The organism is Microbulbifer rhizosphaerae (assembly GCF_014191725.1).
GTDB classification, from domain to species: Bacteria; Pseudomonadota; Gammaproteobacteria; order Pseudomonadales; family Cellvibrionaceae; genus Microbulbifer; species Microbulbifer rhizosphaerae.
This window is the reverse complement of sequence record NZ_JACHWZ010000058.1, coordinates 1-2,732: the sequence shown is the minus strand read 5'-3', so window position 1 is coordinate 2,732 and position 2,732 is coordinate 1. Positions and strand designations below refer to the sequence as shown.

At 51.4% G+C, this 2,732-nt stretch carries 2 protein-coding genes; both read right to left on the bottom strand.

The features are described 5' to 3' along the window. Positions 1 to 225 precede the first annotated feature (225 nt). Positions 226 to 603, bottom strand: coding sequence for a hypothetical protein (locus FHS09_RS22395; RefSeq protein ID WP_183464113.1), 378 nt, complete (start codon positions 601 to 603; stop codon positions 226 to 228). A gap of 117 nt (positions 604 to 720) precedes the next feature. Beyond that, complete coding sequence (locus FHS09_RS22390) at positions 721 to 1,053, bottom strand: hypothetical protein (protein WP_183464111.1); 333 nt, start codon at positions 1,051 to 1,053, stop codon at positions 721 to 723. Positions 1,054 to 2,732: the final 1,679 nt, after the last annotated feature.

Sequence of the window (2,732 nt, the reverse complement as noted above, 5' to 3'; positions counted from 1 at the left end):
ACCTGGCACAATCTCTGTTGCTGGAATGCTCACTATTGGCAAGGAATTTCACCTTACGCTGAGCTCAAATTTTTTCCGAACAAGCCGCCTTAACGCCGCGAGCAGCGGCAGCTTACTTTGGGCACTTTATGCGCGAAAATGGGAGCGAAGCGACCTGCGCATAAAGTGCCCAAAGTGAGCTGTCCGGTGGAGGCCCGCAGGGCCGGAACGAACTGCCTCGCATTGTTAACTGTTTTCATAGAAAAGGGCTTTGTCATCCCACGGATCTCTGTAGGCTTCTAAGATTGAGTTAAATACAGGGATCGCACGCCAGTCATTACGCCCAATTGCTAAATCAAGATTCTTTTCTAGGAATGTTCGGAATTTAGGCAGTCTTAGATGATACATAGAAAGCTGTGCAAGCTCCCAAGGACATTCATGGTTAACACCAAAATCCTCTACAAATGCTTCTTCCAATAGTTGGATATCATCGTTCCTATCACGAAGTACATTCTCTATTTCTAGGAAAAAATTAATCATTTCTGGACACCCCAAGGAATCCTCTTTAGCCATGGCTAACTCAGCTCTTCTAAAAATAATTCTTAAGGATTCCTTTACGTTCACCGCGGCACCTACAGTTAACGCCGCCAGCAGCGGCGACCGTAACGTTTTTAGCGCGAAGCGCGTTGTGTAGGCCGTCCGGCGGAGGCGCGCAGCGCCGGAGCGTACTGCCTGGCCTGGTTATGTTGCACTTGCTGGGCCCACCATGCTGAACACACCAAAAAACAAGCCAAAGAACAACACTAGATACACAATAAAAAATATTAAAGCGAAATCACACAGTTTGCTTAGTCCGGGGTTGTTCAACTCTTTGTGTTCACGCCTACCAATGAACTTGAGAGTTGCAAAGCCTGTTTTCATGGAATTATTCCAGAACAGACTGGGCTTACCCATTTCTTCGTATTTTCCTTGATGATTTTTCTCAAGGCGAATGAATATCGCCTTCAACAGAATAAACCAGATAAAAACCATGACCATAAGGAGGCCAAATATAGCGGAAAACGCTTCATTCATCGGGTTTTACTCCTCGGCAACATAACGTTGCCAGCAGAGGCGGCCGTAGCGCTTTTTGCGCGAAGCGCATTGCGTAGGCCGTCCTGCGGAGGCGCGCAGCGCCGGAGCGTACTGCCTGGCCTGGTTATGGCTGGCGCCGCTCCGAGCTCACTACCGGCACTTTGCCCGTAGCGCAGCGGAGGGCCACCGCCTATTTAAGATGCGGAAGAATACCAAAATTTCCGCACCACTGAATTTTCTTACTGCTTACCCGCAATGCTGGCTTGAAATTGCCGCGGCGCTCGCCCTAGAACGAAGGCACTAGGAACGAAACTGCTGAACCGCAACCGTGCACTGCGCCATCAAAATGGAGCCTCACAAATAGCAAGGAAACTTCCTTAGGCACTAGTTTTTAGACTTTTGCCAAGCCACCATAACGCCGCCATTTGCGGCATTTTGGTTGTTGCTGTTTTTCAAGCAACGACCAAAATGTCCGGCAAGATGGCCTTGTTAGCTGCTTTTTTGTTTTTACGAAACAACCAAATGCAACTTGGTTGATGAAAAGTACCGATTTTACACAGCGTTTCGGTACTGCCCACCGTTGGTGGTGCGTTTTACCCGAACCTCGTGCCCGACCGGGAGCGCACCCAGCTGGCCCGCATCAGCGCGTGATACTGCTTTGGTTGGCACAACTTTCCGGTGGCACGATGCCTTGCCCAAGTTCTTTAGCAGCGATAAACATTGGGCAACGATTTTGTATTTTGTGGCACTGTGCGTGAACGGCTTACGCTTGGTGCCTGTTTGCGTAACTTAAATTACGCACGAATATTTTGTACGTGCTGACAGCTAACGTTGCCAGCAGAGGCGGCCGTAGCGCTTTTTGCGCGAAGCGCATTGCGTAGGCCGTCCTGCGGAGGCGCGCAGCGCCGGAGCGTACTGCCTGGCCTGGTTATGGCTGGCGCCGCTCCGAGCTCACTACCGGCACTTTGCCCGTAGCGCAGCGGAGGGCCACCGCCTATTTAAGATGCGGAAGAATACCAAAATTTCCGCACCACTGAATTTTCTTACTGCTTACCCGCAATGCTGGCTTGAAATTGCCGCGGCGCTCGCCCTAGAACGAAGGCACTAGGAACGAAACTGCTGAACCGCAACCGTGCACTGCGCCATCAAAATGGAGCCTCACAAATAGCAAGGAAACTTCCTTAGGCACTAGTTTTTAGACTTTTGCCAAGCCACCATAACGTTGCCAACTGCGGCAACCGTAGCGCTTTTTGCGCGAAGCGCATTGCGTAGGTTGTCCGTCAGCTTGGCCTGGTTATTGTTGGCGTGGCACCGAGCCAGCTACTGGCACTTTGCCCGTAGCGCAGCGGAGGGCCACCGCCAACTACTGAAGGGAAGAATACCGCACTTCCCCAGCCGATAATTTTTCTTAGTGGCAATCCACGATACTGGATTGAGTTTTCCGAACGCTACTACCATGAACGAAGGCAATAGGAACGGAGCCACCGATTCCAATTTGGCAGAGACGGTTCTACCGAACTGCCTGCTATCTCAACTTTGTTTTTCGCTGGCAGAGTCGCTTTGCAAAGTAGAGAACAAGCCACAATAACGTTGCCAGCAGAGGCGGCCTACGCTGCTTATGCGCGCAGCGCATAGCGTAGGCCGTCCTGCGGAGGCGCGCAGCGCCGGAGCGTACTGCC

Coding starts and splice junctions, on each gene's coding strand:
- FHS09_RS22390 (WP_183464111.1), bottom strand. CDS start 1,053: ATGAATGAAGCGTTTTCCGCTATATTTGGCCTCCTTATGGTCATGGTT.